The sequence below is a fragment of the Anabaena sp. WA102 genome (assembly GCF_001277295.1).
Classification (GTDB): domain Bacteria; phylum Cyanobacteriota; class Cyanobacteriia; order Cyanobacteriales; family Nostocaceae; genus Dolichospermum; species Dolichospermum heterosporum.
The window spans coordinates 2,994,525-3,011,525 of record NZ_CP011456.1 but is presented as its reverse complement, the minus strand read 5'-3'; the positions used below and the strand labels follow the sequence as shown (position 1 = coordinate 3,011,525).

14 protein-coding genes are annotated in these 17,001 nt (G+C 40.0%); 8 read left to right on the top strand and 6 right to left on the bottom strand.

Annotated features, from left to right (window positions below; all coding sequences use genetic code 11):
- Positions 1 to 120 precede the first annotated feature (120 nt).
- The 3 genes from AA650_RS12960 to AA650_RS12950 form a co-directional block, all read right to left on the bottom strand.
- A complete protein-coding gene (locus AA650_RS12960) occupies positions 121 to 1,422 on the bottom strand; it encodes a bifunctional folylpolyglutamate synthase/dihydrofolate synthase (RefSeq protein ID WP_053539330.1) in 1,302 nt (433 codons plus the stop codon).
- A 71-nt stretch (positions 1,423 to 1,493) separates the two neighbouring features.
- Positions 1,494 to 1,619, bottom strand: coding sequence for a photosystem II protein Y (locus tag AA650_RS12955; RefSeq protein ID WP_053539329.1), 126 nt, complete (start codon positions 1,617 to 1,619; stop codon positions 1,494 to 1,496).
- A gap of 230 nt (positions 1,620 to 1,849) precedes the next feature.
- On the bottom strand, positions 1,850 to 2,353 hold the full coding sequence (locus AA650_RS12950) for a gamma carbonic anhydrase family protein (protein ID WP_053539328.1): 504 nt from the start codon (positions 2,351 to 2,353) through the stop codon (positions 1,850 to 1,852).
- 239 nt (positions 2,354 to 2,592) lie between these two features.
- Between AA650_RS12950 and AA650_RS12945 the strand changes: the two genes are divergently transcribed.
- The 5 genes from AA650_RS12945 (at position 2,593) to map (ending at position 8,581) form a co-directional block, all read left to right on the top strand.
- The gene (locus tag AA650_RS12945) at positions 2,593 to 3,108 is read left to right on the top strand and encodes a TIGR02652 family protein (RefSeq protein ID WP_027403906.1); all 516 of its coding nucleotides are present in this window, start codon (positions 2,593 to 2,595) and stop codon (positions 3,106 to 3,108) included.
- Positions 3,109 to 3,237: 129 nt separating this feature from the next.
- The gene (locus AA650_RS12940; RefSeq protein WP_053539327.1) at positions 3,238 to 3,666 is read left to right on the top strand and encodes a VOC family protein; all 429 of its coding nucleotides are present in this window, start codon (positions 3,238 to 3,240) and stop codon (positions 3,664 to 3,666) included.
- Positions 3,667 to 4,066: 400 nt separating this feature from the next.
- Positions 4,067 to 6,898, top strand: a complete 2,832-nt coding sequence (locus AA650_RS12935; RefSeq protein WP_053539326.1) for a M16 family metallopeptidase — start codon at positions 4,067 to 4,069, stop codon at positions 6,896 to 6,898.
- A 257-nt stretch (positions 6,899 to 7,155) separates the two neighbouring features.
- Positions 7,156 to 7,635 (top strand): cupredoxin domain-containing protein, encoded by a 480-nt coding sequence (locus AA650_RS12930; protein ID WP_027403903.1) that lies wholly within the window; start codon positions 7,156 to 7,158, stop codon positions 7,633 to 7,635.
- Between the two features lie 118 nt (positions 7,636 to 7,753).
- The gene (gene map, locus AA650_RS12925; protein WP_053539325.1) at positions 7,754 to 8,581 is read left to right on the top strand and encodes a type I methionyl aminopeptidase; all 828 of its coding nucleotides are present in this window, start codon (positions 7,754 to 7,756) and stop codon (positions 8,579 to 8,581) included.
- A gap of 44 nt (positions 8,582 to 8,625) precedes the next feature.
- On the opposite strand, the gene AA650_RS12920 is transcribed toward map, so the two are convergent.
- Entirely contained in the window at positions 8,626 to 9,183 is a 558-nt protein-coding gene (locus AA650_RS12920) for a peptidoglycan-binding protein (protein ID WP_233455390.1), read from the bottom strand.
- An 824-nt stretch (positions 9,184 to 10,007) separates the two neighbouring features.
- Positions 10,008 to 11,099 carry a calcium/proton exchanger gene (gene cax / locus AA650_RS12915; RefSeq protein WP_053539324.1) on the bottom strand — a complete coding sequence of 364 codons (1,092 nt, stop codon included), beginning with the start codon at positions 11,097 to 11,099 and terminating at the stop codon, positions 10,008 to 10,010.
- A 447-nt stretch (positions 11,100 to 11,546) separates the two neighbouring features.
- Here cax and AA650_RS12910 point away from each other — a divergent pair, with 447 nt between their 5' ends.
- A complete protein-coding gene (locus tag AA650_RS12910) occupies positions 11,547 to 14,198 on the top strand; it encodes a DUF3536 domain-containing protein (protein WP_053539323.1) in 2,652 nt (883 codons plus the stop codon).
- A gap of 286 nt (positions 14,199 to 14,484) precedes the next feature.
- Here AA650_RS12910 and AA650_RS12905 read toward each other — a convergent pair whose 3' ends face one another.
- Positions 14,485 to 15,285, bottom strand: coding sequence for a DUF1868 domain-containing protein (locus tag AA650_RS12905; protein WP_199924242.1), 801 nt, complete (start codon positions 15,283 to 15,285; stop codon positions 14,485 to 14,487).
- 86 nt (positions 15,286 to 15,371) lie between these two features.
- Between AA650_RS12905 and holA the strand changes: the two genes are divergently transcribed.
- Both holA and AA650_RS12895 read left to right on the top strand, forming a co-directional pair.
- Positions 15,372 to 16,358, top strand: a complete 987-nt coding sequence (gene holA / locus AA650_RS12900; RefSeq protein ID WP_053539321.1) for a DNA polymerase III subunit delta — start codon at positions 15,372 to 15,374, stop codon at positions 16,356 to 16,358.
- 173 nt (positions 16,359 to 16,531) lie between these two features.
- The gene (locus AA650_RS12895) at positions 16,532 to 16,885 is read left to right on the top strand and encodes a DUF4168 domain-containing protein (RefSeq protein ID WP_335337381.1); all 354 of its coding nucleotides are present in this window, start codon (positions 16,532 to 16,534) and stop codon (positions 16,883 to 16,885) included.
- Positions 16,886 to 17,001: the final 116 nt, after the last annotated feature.

Below are 17,001 nucleotides of genomic sequence, written 5' to 3'. Positions count from 1 at the left end.
GATGTGGTAGGGATTTGAGCTTAAGTTGACACATATCAGCTTTTGCCTTACCCCTACTACACATCTGGGTTCTTTGTCATTTGGCAAAAGTTTAAATCTCACCCGTGTTTAGTATATTTGTCACAAATCGGGATTTTCAGGATGATTTATTTTGTCTGATAGCGCGCTATCAGACAAAGATGCTAAAAAATGACCAATTAAATACAAAGAACCACATAAAACAACTTGATTATCTGTAGCACTAAAAGCAGTCTCTAAAGCTGAAAATACATCTTGATATATATGACAAAATTTCAAATCTGGACAAATTGATGTTGCCAACTTAGTTAATGCTGTTAAATCTGCTGAATTGCTATCAGGTACTGGAACTAAATATAATTTATCTCCTGCTTTGAGAAGTTCCTGAAAAATCTCACCATGATCTTTAGTTGCCAGCATTCCCATTACCCAAGTTATATTTTTGATATTGAGAGTATCTACATAATCACGTAAAACTGTGGCTGAGGCTGGGTTGTGTGCGCCGTCAATGAGGAGTTTATGGCTTTTCCATGTTGTCCATTGCATTCTCCCTGGCCACTTGGTTTTAGCCATACCATTAATCATAGCTTTCTCAGAAATTTGCCAATTTTGTGTTTGCAATATTTCCAAAGCAGCTAAAGCTAAAGCTGAGTTATGTAATTGAATTTTTCCCTGTAATGGTAAGGGATATTTGATTGTTTCTGGACTTGATATTTTTTGATATTCTGCCCAGTTTTGATTAATTTGATCAGATGGTTGTGGGGTAAAAATTGGGCATTCTAACTCTAGAATCCGCGATTTTACAACATTTTCCGCAGCTTCTGGCAATGAACCCACCACCACAGGACATCCCGGTTTAATAATTCCGGCTTTTTCTCTGGCAATATGGGCTACAGTTGGTCCAAGTTGTTGCCAATGTTCTCGACTAATAGAAGTAATGACTGTAACCAAAGGATTATTGCAGACATTAGTAGCATCTAAACGCCCCCCTAATCCTACTTCTATCACGGCAATATCAACTTTTTGCTGGGCAAAATATAACCAAGCCGCAGCGGTAATGACTTCAAATTGAGTAGGTGATTCTTCTTCTGGATTAATGGCTGCTTGAACTTGTAGTATTAATTCACACAGGTTATTACTATCAATTGGATATTCATTAATACAGATTCTTTCTGTCCAATCTATTAAATGGGGAGATGTGTAGCGTCCGGTTTTATAACCAGCCTCAGTAAGTACCGCAGACAGGTAAGCACAAACAGAACCTTTACCGTTAGTTCCAGCTACATGAATAATTGGCACTTGGTGATGGGGATTTCCCAAGGTTGCCAGTAAGTTGACAATCCGAGACAATCCCAAATTCACACCAAAATGCTGAAAGGGTTGAAGCAGGGAATCTACGTTCATGAGAATCGGTAATTGGTAATTAATTGGTAATTGGTAATTTCTTCCCTGTTCCCTGTTCCCTGTTCCCTAAATTACGCTTCTTTGCTCAAAAAGTTTTGTATTTGTCTGATAGCAGCAGCACCGATATTGAAAGCAGCCCAACCAGCAGCGATCGCTACAGGTGCTAAAACAATTAATACACGATTATCAAGGTCCATATCTAGAATCCCTCTGTAAATTAAAAAATCTTAAGTTTTGTCAACAGTTCTCAACTTTTATTTTTATCTAAATTGGGGAATTTTTCCCAGATTCTATGTAAAGTTTGATTAAAAGTCAGGGAAAAGGGAACAGGGAATAGGGAATAGGGAATAGGGAAAAGGGAACAGGGAACAGGGAACAGGGAATAGGGAAGAAAAGAAGAGTTTTATTACCAATTACCAATTACCAATTACCCATTAGCAGCGTGAAGAAGGGCTAATTGGTGGTATTTTTCGGCGTGTTCGATGAGTTCGGTGATTTCAGTGTCTGTGAGTTGACGGACTACTTTACCGGGAATACCCATGACTAGAGAACCGGGGGGTACATTTTTGGTGACTACTGCACCTGCGCCGATAATGCTACCTGTGCCGACTCTTACGCCATTTAAGACTATTGCCCCAATACCAATTAAACAACCACGCTCAATGTGAGCAGAATGTACCACAGCGCGATGACCGACAGTGACATGATCTTCTAAGATTGTGGGGACACCGGGATCACCATGAAGAATTGCCCCGTCTTGAATATTTGTACATTCGCCAATTTCAATGCGTTCTACATCACCTCTCACCACAGATCCATACCAAATGCTGGCTTTGGCTGCTATGGTGACAGAACCAATAATGATGGCATTTGCTGCCACAAAAGCAGCTTGAGAAAATTCTGGAGATTTCCAGACGGAAGAGATAGACACGATAGAATATGGATATGGTACCCAGGAACACTGGAGAAACTCCAACCTTTAGAACTGGTTGCGAAACCAGAATATCACGACATTAACCTTCTATCGTTAGGCGGTTGTGAAACTTCTTCTCAAGCACTATCTTCATTTTATGTAGCATTGAGCAAGTTATCTAAAGTGGTGGAACAGGAGTGTAAAGTTAAACCTACCGGTGCTGGCAAAAAACACAATATTATGTTTATACGCACTTCATGATAAATCCAGGCTTTCAGTACCCGATATTTGGCCCTGAAATACAGTGTCCTCACTGTCGCCAAACGATTTCGGCATTGACATTGACGGATACTTATTTATGTCCTCGTCATGGCGCATTTGAAGCTGAACCCAAAACTGGGGAGTTAGTTCATTTACAGTCTGGTCGTCATTGGCGCAGATGGGATGGAGAATGGTATCGTCAACATACTCATCCTGATGGGATTCGCTTTGAAATTCATGAAGCTTTGGACAAGCTTTATACTCAAGGTTATCGAGCTACGAGGATTATTGTTGCTAACCGTTATCAGGAGTTGATGAGTGGCTATTTAGAACGGAGTACACCTTGGCGTTCTGGACAAGGGGAAGTTGCTACGGGGGCGCGATTATATGGCTTACCTGTAGAGTTTAGCCCCGATTCCGCTGCTGAACCTTGCTGGGAAGTAATTAACTTTGATTTGGATAAAGAACCTGGTGTGCCGGTGCGTTACCCATATTTTCGGTTGTTTGAGTAGGTAATAAGGCAAGAGGTAAGAGAGAAGAAAGTCTAAATAAATATCTTACTGTTCCCTGTTCCCTGTTCCCTGTTCCCCAATTTGGGTTTTAGATTGTAGATTAATCCAAAATCTAAAATCCAAAATTCTATGCACCATGCTTCTATTAGAACGGCAAATATCCATTTAGCGATCGCTTTTTATGAGCAGCTAGGGTTTAAGGTGGGCGATCGCTTCACTACCGGTTATACTCTAGCTTGCTGGATGGAAGGTTTAGGGACTCGAATTGAACTCATCCAAATTCCCCAACCCAAACCAGCCCCAGATGCTTTTAATGATGAGCATTATGTAGGCTATTATCATCTGGCGTTTGATGTGACACAGATTACATCAGATTTACCAACTTGGTTGGAAAGTTTAAGAATACGGTTAGCAACAATAGAATATTTACCACCCCTGAAAATTCTTTTAGAACCTACACAGCAGCAAATTGGCGATAACATTTTAGAAGTTGCGTTTATCGCTGATTTTGACGGGTTGCCTCTGGAATTTTTGCGGTTTTTGCATAAATCAACTTGAAAAGGGAACAGGGAACAGGTAATTGGTAATTGGTGAAAACTATTCTTCTTCCTCCTGATAACGCAGCGTGGCGTTAGCCATACTCCTGAATGGGCGCAAGCCCTGCGCCCCTACCTCTTGATAGCGCAGCGTGGCGTTAGCCATACTCTTGATAGCGCAGCGTGGCGTTAGCCATACTCCTGACTCCTTCCATGAGGTACAGAAACATTTGCCCAATTTTCTCAGTCAATCAATATATGTAACTTAAATTACATATATAGGACTCCTATTTGATTTTTGAACAGAACTCGGTACATACTGAAATCCTTCTTCCCTGTTCCCTGTTCCCTGTTCCCTGTTCCCTAACTCAACGGAAAATTCAGGAATCAAACCGGATTCCTATAGCTATTCGCCAAAGAGTATGTCTTTTTTCTCTATCGCACAACGACATCGCTTTTCCTTATTTATCTTGGGTATCTGGGTAATAGCAGCTTTTATCTTCCATCAAGATGCTGCTTTTAGCGGAGACAAGGCGGATTTTTCTCCCCGTCTCCACAACTTCGACTCAGAAAAATCTCATAAAACACTAGTCGCTAAGGAAACACCAAATCTCGCTATTACAGCAAATGTTCGGAAAACAGTCCTTGATAATGGGTTAACTGTTCTCACTAAAGAGGTTCATAATGCTCCTGTAGTCACAGTGCAGGTATGGTACAAGTTTGGCTCAGGACAAGAAGCATCTGGGGTAAATGGTATTGCCCACCAACTAGAGCATCTTATGTTTAAAGGTACTAGCAATCGTCCCATTCAATTTGGGCGGTTATTTACTGCTTTAGGCAGTGATTCTAATGCTTTTACCAGTTATGACCAAACTGCATATTACAACACGGCAGAACGGGATAAACTCACCGCTCTGTTGACATTAGAAGCTGATAGGATGAAAAACTCACTAATAGATCCTCAACAGTTAGCTAGTGAGAAGCGAGTAGTTATTTCTGAATTACAAGGTTATGAAAATAGCCCAGCATATAGGCTGAATCGCGCTGTGATGATGTCGGTTTTCCCAGATCATCCCTATAGATTACCCATTGGTGGAACTAAGGCGGATGTGGAAAAATTCACAGTTGCTCAAGTGCGGGAATATTACCAAAAATTCTATAGTCCTGACAATGCTGTTTTGGTAATTGCGGGAGATTTTGACACCTCACAAACTTTGAAAAAGGTAGAAACTGTTTTTGGTAAAATCCCTAAACGTCAATATTCACCCCATAAGCTCATAATTCCATCCCCAGCCGCTACTCCTACACCTGTGATTAAGTTACAAGAACCGGGGGGAAATCCATTACTACAAATAATTTACCCACTTCCTCGAATTAATCAACCAGATATCCCCGCACTGGAAGTCATGGATTATATTTTGACTGCGGGTAAAAATTCTTACTTGTATCAGGAGTTAGTTGAATCAGGTTTAGCTCATGATGTTTCGGCAAATGTCGCTAGTTTACGCGCGGGTGGTTGGTATGAAATATTAGTGACATCTGTGGGAACTCAGAATTTAACTAAACTTGATGCGGCGGTAATCAAGGCTCTGGATAAACTTGTTAAAATCAGTGTGACAAAGGAACAAGTAGAACGAGCAAAAACCCAATTAACGGCTTCAGTAATTTTAAATAACCGTGATATTACCAATCAAGCTATGCAGTTGGGTAATGATCAAATCACGACCGATAATTACCAGTATACCGAAAATCACTTAGTAAATATTCGTAAGGTTCAAGTTTCTGATGTGATTAATGTCATCAATAAATACTTGCAACCAGAAGCACGGAAAGTGGGATTTTTTGAACCGACTAAACAAGTAGCAACAATTCAAAGTTCATCTTATTCAACACCAACACAAGAGAATTTTGGTACTGATATAGCTGTAGTTCCTGCGGAGGTTCAGCAGTATTTACCACCTTTAGACATATTAACCAAAGCTGAGAAAAGACAAATACCCCAGCAATTACAATTTGCTAATGGGTTACGCATACTACTGTTACCAGATAAAACTACGCCGACAGTTACTTTAAGCGGCAATATTAAAGCGGGAACAGAATTTGAGTCCGACAATCAGGGAGGATTAGCTTCTTTAGTGGCAGTAAATCTGATGAATGGCACTAAAAATCAAGATATGCGGACTATTGCCAAAGGATTAGAGGCAAAGGGCGCAAATTTGAATTTTGAAGCTTATCGTGAAGGTGTGCAGATTAAAGGTAGTAGTTTAGCGGTGGATTTACCTATTTTGCTGGGGACTTTGACGGATGTAATTAGAAATAGTACATTTCCTGAAAAAGAGTTTGTTCTTGCGCGTCAACAAGCTTTAACTTCCTTAGATTCAGATTTAGATGATGCCGATAAGGTTGCAAATCGGACCTTTGTGCAGTCCATTTATCCGAAAAAACATCCATTACATACCTTTCCGACTGCGGAGAGTATTAGCAAAATTCAACGTCGAGATGTGATAGCTTTTAAAGCGCAACATTATCGTCCTGATACTACAGTTTTAGCAATTGTCGGTGATTTTGATGTTAACAAAGTGCGATCGCTCATTCAAGCAAAATTAGGAGATTGGCAAGTTCAAGGCAAACCACCAACGGTAAAATATCCCAATGTAGGGATGCCGAAAAATATGATTAACGTTAATCCTGTTGTTCCTGGTAAACCCCAAGCGATAACTTACATGGGTTATACTGGCATTAATCGTCAAGATAAACGATTTTATGCAGCGATGATCTTGAATCAAATTCTCGGAGGGGATACATTATCGAGTAGACTAGGGGTAGAAGTGCGCGATCGCCAAGGTTTAACCTACGGAATTTATAGCAATTTCATCACAGGTAAAAATGTTGGTACATTTCTCATTGAAATGCAAACCAGTCCAGAAGACGCACCCAAAGCAATTTCCAGTACCCGCAACCTCCTCAAACAAGTTCATCAACAAGGTGTTACCCCTATTGAAGTAGAAACAGCCAAACGCAATTTAATCAGCAATTATAATATTTCCTTAGCCAATCCCGAACAATTAAGCCAAAAAATGGTAATGAATGAAGTTTACGGCTTAAATCAGGAAGAATTGCGATCATATATCAGCAAAATAGAGCAAGTCAGCCTCAATCAAGTCAATCAAGCTGCTCGTGAATTACTTCATCCTGATAAAATTGTAGTTGTCACAGCAGGTCCACCAATTCTTGCCCATAAAAAGATTAAATAAATCTGGTTCTACCGTTCCCCTTATGATTAAATATCCCTTTTATATGTACAAAACCATTACTGTATATGTGTTTTGCCTAAATTAAGAGCGATAGCGAAGCGCTCCGTAGGAATCGCTTATTTTTGAAGATATTAAACCCTCAAATCCAGTTAGAGCAAGGGTTTCAATGATTTTTTCGTAGAATATCATAAAGGGAGCGGTAGAGCCATAAATCTTAATGATAAGAATAGATGTGATTTGCAAATATCCATTTAGTCATGAGTAACTTCTTAATTCAGGTCTACTACAATCTACCTCGAATCATCTGTATATTTTCCCTGCTAATCAGTCTGGTAATCATGGGTGTATCTCCAGCAACAGCAGAAAACCTATCTAATAATTTACTAAAACAACCAGCTATAGAAATTACAGTTAACTTGGGTAATTCTAGTAATGAATTAAAATTTGAGCCAAATCACTTAGAATTGATCTCAGGTAAACGTTACAATCTCAAATTAAGTAATCCTAGCTCACAAAAACACTATTTTACAGCCAAAGACTTTGCCGATGCAATTTGGACGCAAAAAGTCGAAGCCGGAAATGTAGAAATTAAAGGTAATATTCACGAATTAGAACTTAAACCCGGCGCAGAGGCAGAATGGGTATTTGTACCTATGAAACCAGGTAAATACACTTTACGATGTACTATTGCTGGACACACAGAAGCAGGCATGAAAGGAGAAATTATCATTAAGTAAGTGATAATCTATCCCTAGAGACGCAAAATAAGTTAACTTAAAATATAGATATTTTTGGCAATAAATCTCAACAACTTCAAACCCAATCGGTAAAGCGCCGCTAACTCCTAAACTTCATATGAATATTTTCACCAACCTACTTTCGCAACCAGCACAGCCAAAACCTGAAAAACAACAACGCCGAGGGATTGAAATTAAATCAGCCCGTGAAATCGAAATTATGCGGCAATCGGCGAAGATTGTGGCAACTGTTCTTAAAGAAATTTCTGAGTTAGTGCAACCAGGAATGACAACGGCTGATTTAGATGCTTATGCGGAAAAACGCATCCGCGAAATGGATGCAACTCCTAGCTTTAAAGGATATCATGGGTTTCCCGCTTCCATCTGCTCTAGCATTAATCATGAAGTTGTCCATGGAATTCCTAGCCATAAAAAGGTAATTCGGGCAGGTGATGTATTAAAAGTTGATACAGGTGCTTATTATCAAGGTTTTCATGGTGATTCCTGTATTACTATCGCTGTGGGTAGTGTGACGAGTGAAGCCGCAAGACTGATTAAAATAGCCGAGGAATCTCTATATAAAGGGATTGAACAAGTAAAAGCTGGTGTCCATTTAACGGAGATTGCCGGTGCAATTGAAGATCATGTCAAAGCCAATGGATTTACAGTGGTGGAACAATTTACTGGTCATGGTGTGGGTAGAAATTTACACGAAGAACCAGCGGTTTTTAACTATCGGACTCGTGAGATACCAAATGTGAAATTGCGTTCAGGAATGACTTTAGCAATTGAACCAATTTTAAATGCTGGTTCTAAGAATACCCGAATTTTAGCTGATAGATGGACTGCGGTAACAGTTGATAATGCTTTATCTGCTCAATTTGAGCATACTGTATTAGTTACAGATAGTGGGTATGAAATTTTGACTGATAGAACTCATCTTTAACTATGATTCTTGTGATTTAGATGATTTATATGACCAATTACCAATTACATTGTTAATTCCCACCAAGTTTTTTGACCAACGACACCATCTGTTGATAGACGGCGACGATTTTGAAAAGCTCTGACAGCAGTTTCGGTGACTGGTCCAAAAACTCCATCAATAGGTATTCCATAACCGTTGGCAATTAAAAGTTTTTGTAAAGCTCTCACAGATATACCTGAACTACCAAAACTAATAACCGGCATGGGTTGGTTCTGGGTTCTGGGATATCTTGTGGATACCGGAATACCTCTTTTTTTTGTGATGGGGATATTGCCAGCATCAGCTATTTTAAAAGAACTGAGGGGCATCTGTTTTTGGGTTATTTGCTCAAAGATTTTGTGCCTTCGGAATGAGAGGATTGAAAGATGATTTGGGGAAGTTATACCGATTTGAGTAAATTCTGGCGGTGTAATTTGATGGTAAACAGCTAATTTATTGGATTGATCATTTGTTAAACCCATACCATTCTCTCTGGGAAAGATTTTCTGTGAGAGAAAATGGGGTACATTTAGTGGTTTTGGATTCAATACACCCATCATCAGCAGTCCGATTTCAGTCATTTTATTTTATCGCTGTGCTTATTTATAAAGTAGTAAATAGCAAAAGAAAAGTAGAGGCAATGTAGAATGGTACTGAGTTATTTAGAAAATTAAATATATACTCAAAACGGCTTGATTGTTTGATTCTAAAGGTAGGGGTAAAGCAAGAGCTTCATTGGTGTCAACTTAGGCTACAGATGGCTTATTTGTTGGCTTCAACACCCACTCAGAAATGATAGCGTAGCGTGGCGTAAGCCATATTTCCGGGCTAATAGCGAAAGTAAACTAAAGTTTACTCAAAAATTTCCGGGTTATTTAGTCATCTTCAGATGACTTCTGCTATTAGACTGGGAATTCATTCCCAGGCGGGCTTTACCCCTACACATCTGGGTTCTTTGTCATTTGGCAAAAGTTTAAATCTCACCCGTGTTTAGTATAATACCTGTATACAGGTATCCGAGCAAAATTAATTGAATATCTGGGGAATAAATGGGAACAAATAAAAATCCCTATTCCCCACTCTCTTTTTTGTAAAGATTCTCACAATAAATCTAGTACACTGCGGCTTAAATAACCCAGCCATTCTCACTCGCTAAAAAGCTTATGACCTATTGCTTTTGATTTTTAACTTCCGCCTGGCGGTACTAGCGGTTAATATCGGAAGAATGATCTGATTTGAGACTATAATTATTATGAATTTTATTCATCTATCTTAAGGGAGTTAAAATTATCAAAAAAATATTTAGGTCTTGGTAAAGGATAAAAAATCCCAATTGATTAGATTGGGAATATCAAATCTTGAATAAATTTGTTGGGGTATTTGTCAGCACGGTGGCATGGTGTAATTAACCCATCCCATTAGTAACTGGATGGAAGTAGAAGGCAAAACCCAAGACAGTATAAGCTGCTAGAAGTAATGTTCCTTCTAACCAATTAGATTTACCATCGGAACTAATGCTATTAGCAATTAAAACTGATACAGCAACAGCTACTAATTCAAAGGGGTTAAAATCTAAATCCATTGGTTGTCCAACTATCCAACCGGCAATTACTAAGACTGGGGCAACAAACAGGGCAATTTGCATACTTGAACCTACAGCGACAGACATAGCCAGATCCATTTTATTTTTCATGGCTACGGTGACTGCGGTGGCGTGTTCAGCAGCGTTACCGATAATGGGAACTAAAATTACCCCGGTAAATAGTGCGCTTAGACCTAGTTTAGATGTAGCGACTTCTAAGGAATCAACTAGCAATTCTGACTCCCAGGCAACTAACAGGGTACAAACTAAAAGCACACCACTCCATAACCAGACATTTGGTTTTTCATGGGTAACTTCGTCTTCTTCTATTTCTGCTATACCAACTTCATACAAATAAGCATGAGTTTTCATCGAAAATAGTAGTGTTAAGCCGTAAACCAAAATTAGGACAATGGCTACAGCTAGGGAGAGATTCTGCACGGTTGCTTCGCTAATACCTATGGAGGTATAGTTCATTGCTGTTGGTAGCAAAATAGCAATTACTGCCAAGTTCATGGAGGAAGCATTTACTCGCGCTACAACTGATTCAAATGTTTGCTCTTTGTAGCGAATTCCCCCTAGTAGCATGGATAAGCCCATGACTAAGAGTAAGTTACTGATAATTGAACCTGTGATACTGGCTTTAACGACATCTATTAAACCCGCGTTCAGGGCAACTAAGGCGATAATCAATTCTGTGGCATTGCCAAAAGTCGCGTTTAAAAATCCGCCTATTCCTGGACCGACGACTACGGTGATTTCTTCGGTAGCTGTACCCATCCAAGCTGCTAGGGGGAGAATCGCTAATGCTGCGGTGATGAAAACTATTAAGTCTCCCCATTCTAAAAAGTGGGCTGCTAGAGATATGGGTATAAACAGCAGCAGAATGCTGAAAATAATGTTCTTGATTGACATTTTTACCTTGAGTTTAGGGGATTTTTACACAATGTCTAAAATATCATGTGCATTTGAATACCTATCATATCTGTACATTAGTCATTAGTCATTAGTCATTGGTCATTGGTTAAGTAGGTGAACACAATAAAACCAAACTGTGTAAAGAAACGTAAAATCGCTGAAAACTTCTTTACTTTTGCCTCTTGCCTTGCTATAACGACAATTTTCAACGCCAACCTACTTATTGGTCATTGAGCAAATTCTTCCTCCTGAACTCCTGATAGCGCAGCGTGGCGTTAGCCATACTCCTGAATGGGCGCAGGCCCTGCGCCCCTACCTCATGGTAGCGTAGCGTGGCGTTAGCCATACTTCTGAACTTCTATTCCTCACAGTGACAACAATTGTAAAAAGGTATATATAGTAAGAATATTCTTCAAAATTACACATTTATTTGGATAAAGATATATGACTTTGGCAGCGGAAATACCAAGTAGTTATGACTCAATATTACCATTAGATCAAGAGGCTAAATCCAGTCCTGAACATGATCCCCTGAAAACTGCTCAGGGTGTTTATGTGACGGTTCATGGGCATTTTTATCAACCTCCTAGAGAAAATCCCTATCTTGATGCGATTGAACGTCAACCTAGTGCTAGTCCTTTTCATGACTGGAATGAGCGGATTCATTGGGAATGCTATCGTCCTAATGCTTTTGCTAGGGTCTTCAATGACCGAGGCGAGGTTGTGAAGATTGTGAATAATTATGAATACATGAGTTTTAATATCGGTCCTACGCTGATGTCGTGGTTAGAACGCCACGACATGGAGGTTTATCAGCGGATTTTGGAGGCTGATGCTAAAAGCTGCGATCGCCTCAATGGTCATGGCAATGCGATCGCTCAAGTTTATAATCATATTATCCTGCCTCTAGCCAATGAACGGGATAAACATACACAAATTCGCTGGGGTAAGGAAGATTTCCGTTCTCGCTTTGGTCGTGAACCTGAAGGAATGTGGTTGGCGGAAACAGCCGTAGATTATGCCACTTTAGAAGCCTTGGTAGCGGAAGGCATTAAATTTATCATTTTAGCCCCTTCTCAAGCCCAGCGTTGTCGTCTAATCCCCACAGGAGATGATTCTGGTAGTCAATGGCATGAGGTGGGGGGTAATCAGATTGATCCTACTCGTCCTTATCGCTGTTATTTAGATAGTGACGAGTCTGCAAAAACATCAACTGCCTATATTGATATATTTTTCTACGATGGTCCAATTTCGCGGGATATGGGTTTTAGTGATGTTGTCTACAATTCCCATCATTTTGCAGGACGGATTGGGGCGGCTATTCGCGGGGATCATCGTCAGTCCCAATTGATTTCTGTAGCTACAGATGGGGAAACTTTTGGACATCATAAAAAGGGAACAGAGAAGACTTTAGCCTATGCCTTTATTGGTGAGTTTCCCCGTCATGGTTGGACTGTCACCAATTTTGCCCACTATCTAAGTTTAAATCCTCCCTCTTGGGAAGTAAAATTAAAGTCGGTGACGGCTTGGAGTTGCGCTCACGGTGTGGACAGATGGCAGGATGATTGTGGTTGTGGTGGTGAAGGGGGTGTGTGGCATCAAAAATGGCGACGACCCTTACGTAATGCGTTAAATTGGCTGCGAGATCAGTTAATTGATGTCTATGAGGAATATGGTAATCCCTTATTTCGTGATCCTTGGCAAGCGAGGGACGAATATATTTATGTCATGGGCGATCGCACTCCCGCTAATATTCACCGGTTTCTATCTCACCATCAAACTCGCAAACTCCAAGCGGCTGAACAGGTAGAAGCTTTACGCTTGTTGGAAATGCAGCGTCACTCTTTGCTAATGTTCACCAGTTGCGGCTGGTTTTTTGAGGAAATTTCTCGCCCAGAGGGAACACAGATTTTGCGTTATGCCTCTCGCGCTTTAGAATTAGCAGGAGATGTGGCAGGTGTACAATTAGAAAAAGGCTTTCTTAAACGTTTGGGTTTAGCTCCTAGTAATGTAGAAGAGTTTAAACATGGGGCGGAGATATATCGTCAGTTAGTGCTAACTGCCCAAATTGATTTTAAACAAGTTGCTTCCCATTACGCTATTACTTCCCTTTTTAATCATCACAAAAATACTCTCCCTCAACAACAAACAGATAAACATCACCATATTCCTCATCAGCGTGTTTATTGCTATAATGCCCATGAGCTAGATTATCATAAGCAAAGCTTGGGACCATTAACTATGGCAGTGGGGCATTTGCAGCTAGTGTCAGATATTACTTGGGAAAGTGAAAATTTAGTATTTGCGGTTTTGCATTTGGGTGGTTGGGATTTTCATTGCTGTATTCAGCAGTTTGCAGGACGACGTAACTATAGTCAAATCAAGGAAAAGCTGTTTACGTCCCTACAACAGGCTAGTATCGCTCATGTGATTTTGGTGATGACTCAATTATTTGGGGACGATACCTTTAGTTTACAGACTTTATTTGCGGAAGAACGTCACCGGATTATGCGGTTGTTGAGTCAGGATACACTGGCACGATTAGACCAGTTATATACTCAGGCATATCGTGATAATTACGGTGTGATTATGGCTTTTCATCGGGATGAGTTGGAAGTACCACGAGAATTACAGGTAGCGGCGGAAATTGCTTTGGGGTATCGTTGTCTGACAACGTTGAAATCTCTAGAACAAGATATTACTGAATTGCAATTAAGCTGGAATTTGATTGGAGAGTTGGAAGCGATCGCTACTGAAGCTGAACATCTGCGTTGTCAATTGAATATTCCCGATGGTAATCAAATTTTAGAGCAATTAATAGTCCGGTTATTGTGGCAATTATTATATACTGCCAATAGCAAGATAGATGCAGATATTCAGCGGTTAGAACGATTAATTGATGTTGGTTATAAATTACATCTTGGCATTAATTTAAACCATTCCCAAGAACTCTATTGGAGTTGTTTACACAGTCAAATATTGCCACGAATTACCAGTCTTGATAGTGAAGCAGAAACTATGCAATGTCGTCAATTACTGAAACTAGGACAAAAATTAGCTGTTGATGTCAGTCCTTATTTAGATAAATTGCCATAAACTTGTCCTGTGGGCATTGCCAACACTATAGAACGCAAAAGATAAATTCTCTGATCTTTTTAACCCACCTTTGCCAAAAAGAAACTCTATGCGGTTAAAACCGCACGAGTCGCTTATATCTCAGCGGCTTTAGCCACTGAGCTTTACGCTTACCGGATATTCCTGTAAACTTTGACTATTAGCCATGAAATATGGCTAACGCCACGCTACGCTATCATTTCTGGGTGGGTGTGGAAGCCAAACAAATAAGCCATCTGTAGCTTAAGTTGACACCATTCAGCTTTTGCTAAACCCCCATTGACTTAAAATTTACACTTGGCCAGTCTGGTTGACGATAATAATGGGTCATATTATCAAATTTTCGTAATTCCACCTGATCAATGAGAAAATCTGGCGTATCTAACGGCAATGATTGATTAAACTCACAAAACATGGTAGTCAGGTTTACCCTGTTTAATTCTGGGGGAATTTCGCCAAAGTAACCCAATGTCACATGGGCTGTAAAATGATAATGCTGCTCAATACCCAAACCCATTAATGTGCGATTTTGATAAATTATCCGCCGAAATTGAATAATTTCCTCATAGGAACGTTTATCTTTTGGTACTAAACACATACCCACAGCCCTGGGCATGACAATCAATCCTAACATTTGCCAAGATATAGGTGATCCCTTTGTCATCAATTTTTGATATTCTTGAAACCTCTCAGCTAATTGAGAATTCAAATCTTCAGCAAATTGAGGGTTTTTTGCACAAGCATGATGAAAAGCGCTGTCCCAAATTAAATCTGCCACCGTCACATGAAAACTAGCAGGAGGAACAGGTACAATCAAATCACTAGCAATGGGTAACTTTAATAATTGCTGTTGATAGGCTTGTATTTTGCTGTAAAAAGCAGCGTTATTTGCGTCTTCTTGTGCTGGTGGGGTAATCAGCGTATAGCCTGGAAAGGGTGTAGCCTCTCTGACTCCAGCATGAACTCGAAATTTAGAAGATTCCTGAATATGCTGAATCTGGGTTTTGTAAGCTTCTGGTAGCGTCATGCGTGCTACCCGATTTAAATAAGTTTGGTAGTTGTCGTCCAATCTTGATCACCTTGCGCTCTTTTGATAGATTGTAGGGAGATTTACTCAATTTGACCAAATTAATTTTTAATTTTAATTAAATTACCATGCCAATATATGTTTACTGGGGCGAAGATGATTTTGCGATGGAAAAAGCCGTAGTCACTTTGCGCGATCGCATTCTTGATCCCCTGTGGACTAGTTTTAACTATACCTCATTTCCTCCAGATCAACCCGATCCTATCATCCAAGCTTTAAATCAAGCAATGACACCGCCATTCGGTGCTGGTGGGCGTTTCGTATGGCTCATCAACACCACTCTGGGGCAAAATTGTCCAGACCACATCCTCGCAGAATTACAACGCACTCTTAAGGTCATCCCTCCAGACTCTACCTTACTATTAACCAGTCGCAACAAACCAGATGAACGACTGAAAAGCACAAAACTCCTCAAACAATTTGCAACAATTTCCGAATTTTCCCTCATTCCCCCTTGGAAAACCGAACTTTTAGTCCAATCAGTTCAACAAGTCGCTCAAACCATCGGTCTAAAAATCAGTCCCCTAGTAGCCGAACTATTAGCCGAATCCGTAGGCAATGATACCCGTCTTCTCTACAATGAACTCGAAAAATTACGTCTTTATACAGAAGGTAGTGGCAAACCTTTAGATGTGAATACAGTATCGGAATTAGTCAGAAATACTACTCAAAACACCTTACAACTAGCAACAGCCATCAGAACTGGAGACACCCCAAAAGCCTTAGGCATCTTAGGTGATCTCAGCAATGCAGCCGAACCGGGTTTACGGATAGTTGCCACACTCATTGGTCAATTTCGCACCTGGTTATTAGTAAAAATGATGATGGACAGTGGTGAACGCAACCCCCAAGCGATCGCTCAAGGTGCTGAAATCTCTAACCCCAAACGCATCTACTTCCTACAGCAAGAAGTCAAATCCCTCCCCCTACAGCAACTCATCTCTGCCTTACCACTGCTATTAGAATTAGAAGTCAGCCTCAAGCAAGGTGCATCCGAAACCTCAACACTACAAACTAAAGTCATCGAACTTTGTCAAATATGCCGCCGCACTTAATATCCACATCGAAATATTCAATTTCAATCTTGACTGGAACTTCTAATTCAGAAAATAATTCAAACATATTATGTTATTCCCTATTTTCCCTCTGTGTCACCTGTTGTATGCTCAAAACTTATAGTCTTTATTTAACCAAACGGTTGCAGAGAACCCCCTATCAATCCTTGATCTTGGCAACTATTACCAGTACAAGCCTGATTTCTGGGACTTTTGGTCTCAATTCCAAAGTAACTGCTCAAACTTTAAACCTTAACAGTACAGAAGTAACTAATTACGCAAAAGCTGTATTAGGCATGGAGCCAGCCCGTCAGCAGGCCTTTAAAGAAATTAAAAACCTGATCGGTAGCAAAGACATTCCCCAAGTAATCTGTAATGATTCCAAAAGTTTCATTACACTACCAAACAAAGCCAAAGATATTGCCGTAAATTATTGCAACCATTCTCAAAAGATAGTTGAGGATAGTGGTCTCACCATCGAGCAATTTAACAAAATTACCGTAGAAATCCAAAAAACAGTAATTTAAAACGACAGCTTTATAATACATTACTGCGCTTACAAAAGGATTCCCCCTCAAAAACTTCCCAATAAATAACCTTAAATTACAAGAGGCAAGAGTAAAGAAGTTTTCAGCGATTTTAC

What these genes read in the sequence shown, in the direction of transcription:
- AA650_RS12960 (WP_053539330.1), bottom strand. Translation starts at nt 1,422, where the DNA reads ATGAACGTAGATTCCCTGCTTCAACCCTTTCAGCATTTTGGTGTGAAT.
- AA650_RS12955 (WP_053539329.1), bottom strand. Translation starts at nt 1,619, where the DNA reads ATGGACCTTGATAATCGTGTATTAATTGTTTTAGCACCTGTAGCGATC.
- AA650_RS12945 (WP_027403906.1), top strand. Translation starts at nt 2,593, where the DNA reads ATGATAAATCCAGGCTTTCAGTACCCGATATTTGGCCCTGAAATACAG.
- AA650_RS12940 (WP_053539327.1), top strand. Translation starts at nt 3,238, where the DNA reads ATGCACCATGCTTCTATTAGAACGGCAAATATCCATTTAGCGATCGCT.
- AA650_RS12935 (WP_053539326.1), top strand. Translation starts at nt 4,067, where the DNA reads ATGTCTTTTTTCTCTATCGCACAACGACATCGCTTTTCCTTATTTATC.
- AA650_RS12930 (WP_027403903.1), top strand. Translation starts at nt 7,156, where the DNA reads ATGAGTAACTTCTTAATTCAGGTCTACTACAATCTACCTCGAATCATC.
- map (WP_053539325.1), top strand. Translation starts at nt 7,754, where the DNA reads ATGAATATTTTCACCAACCTACTTTCGCAACCAGCACAGCCAAAACCT.
- AA650_RS12920 (WP_233455390.1), bottom strand. Translation starts at nt 9,183, where the DNA reads ATGACTGAAATCGGACTGCTGATGATGGGTGTATTGAATCCAAAACCA.
- cax (WP_053539324.1), bottom strand. Translation starts at nt 11,099, where the DNA reads ATGTCAATCAAGAACATTATTTTCAGCATTCTGCTGCTGTTTATACCC.
- AA650_RS12910 (WP_053539323.1), top strand. Translation starts at nt 11,547, where the DNA reads ATGACTTTGGCAGCGGAAATACCAAGTAGTTATGACTCAATATTACCA.
- holA (WP_053539321.1), top strand. Translation starts at nt 15,372, where the DNA reads ATGCCAATATATGTTTACTGGGGCGAAGATGATTTTGCGATGGAAAAA.